Raw genomic sequence first — 1,518 nt, forward strand, 5'->3', positions numbered from 1 at the left:
ACAATAATGCCGCTGTCTGGCTCGTCTGGGGGCTGTTCACCAGCATCAAGGCAGAGCCAACCCCGCCAGCTGCAATTGGAGGCGGTTTCATAAGGCAAAAAGGCGCCATATTCTTCGATTTGTGCCCAACTGTGGTAGTCGAAGATCAGGCGCTGAAACTGCGCTTTCGTCATTTGTGTCGTTTCGACGACGGCGGACGCTACTGCGTGATGGCAAATTTGGGCCATTTCTGATATGGCTTTTTCCGGCCAATGAAAGAAATGGTCATCGGTGCGAAGGATACGGCCATTGCCTCCGGTCCTTTTAAGTTTTGTCTGCTGTTGTCGCAAGATGGTGGCGACGGACTGACACAGAGCCGGTGGGCATGCTTGCGTTTTCAACAGTGTCGGCGTGACATAGGTGGCGTAAGTTTTCATGGCCAACTGCCGGATAGTTTTGGTGGGCCCTACGATAACCATTTTTGGGCGAAGGCCGCAAGCCGGTCGACAATCATCGTAATCTCTGTAAAATTGGCGAGCATTTGAGGCGCAAGGATGATGAAAAAATGAAGTATGGTGTGGCTATTGCATTGATGGCAGGGCTGGGTTTGGCATCAGCCTCGCCTTGGATTACGCCGGACAATCGTTGGTTACGTTCGGACATTGAAGCATTGGCAGAAGCGGGCGTCATTTCCGCGCCAGTGACCCAGTATCCATTGCCGTGGGCTGCGATTTCTGCCGATCTCGAACAAGCCATGCGGCAACGGGTGCCGGAGCATTTACGTCCTGCGTTGCAGCGCGTGTTTCAGAGTTTAACCAATGCGCGCCAGACGTGGTCAGGGTCAGCAGAAATTTCCGCCGCCACCAATCGTGAAGTGGTGCATAGTTTCGGCGATGGTGCGCAGGAAAAAGGGCAAGCGCAGTTGACCATCGATTATACCGGGCCACGTTTAGCGATTCGTGCACGGATCACTGAAGTGCAAGATCCCTACGATAATGATGAGGTTCGTACAGACGGCAGTGTCATCGGCTGGGCGTTTGATGACTGGGCCGTCTCCGTGGGCGTGGTGGACCGTTGGTGGGGCCCAGGCTGGAGTGCATCGGTGATTTTGACGGACAATGCACGGCCAGTGCCTGCCATCAGTTTACAGCGGTTGTCTACTCGCGCTCCTGAGTCAGAGTGGGTGCGTTGGATTGGTCCTTGGACCTTTGAGACGTTCCTCGGGCAGATGGAAGAAGAACGGGCGATTCCTAACGCGCGACTATGGGGGGCGCGTTTTACCATGCGACCCATCAGTGCGTTGGAAATCGGGCTTTCCCGAACCGCCATTTGGGCGGGGGATGGACGCCCTTCGGATTGGGAAGCTTTTTATAACATGCTGATTGGCAATGATAATGTGGGGGCGGACTTATCGCGCGACGAAGAGCCGGCCAATCAGATGGCCGGTGTGGACATGACATGGAATTTGCAACCCACGCTCGGCTGGCCGCTCAAGGCCTATATGCAGTATATCGGTGAAGACAAACTGAAAAAGTTGAT

At 54.5% G+C, this 1,518-nt stretch carries 2 protein-coding genes; one reads left to right on the top strand and one right to left on the bottom strand.

From position 1 onward, the window contains the following. A partial coding sequence (locus D6694_10315; GenBank protein ID RMH40189.1) for a hypothetical protein occupies positions 1–458 on the bottom strand: 458 nt, incomplete at its 3' end. 2 nt (positions 459–460) lie between these two features. On the opposite strand from D6694_10315, the gene D6694_10320 reads away from it, so the two are divergent. Further along, on the top strand, positions 461–1,518 hold a 1,058-nt coding region (locus D6694_10320), incomplete at its 3' end, for a capsule assembly Wzi family protein (protein ID RMH40190.1).

The sequence above is a fragment of the Gammaproteobacteria bacterium genome, from assembly GCA_003696665.1.
In the GTDB taxonomy this organism is placed as follows: Bacteria; Pseudomonadota; Gammaproteobacteria; order Enterobacterales.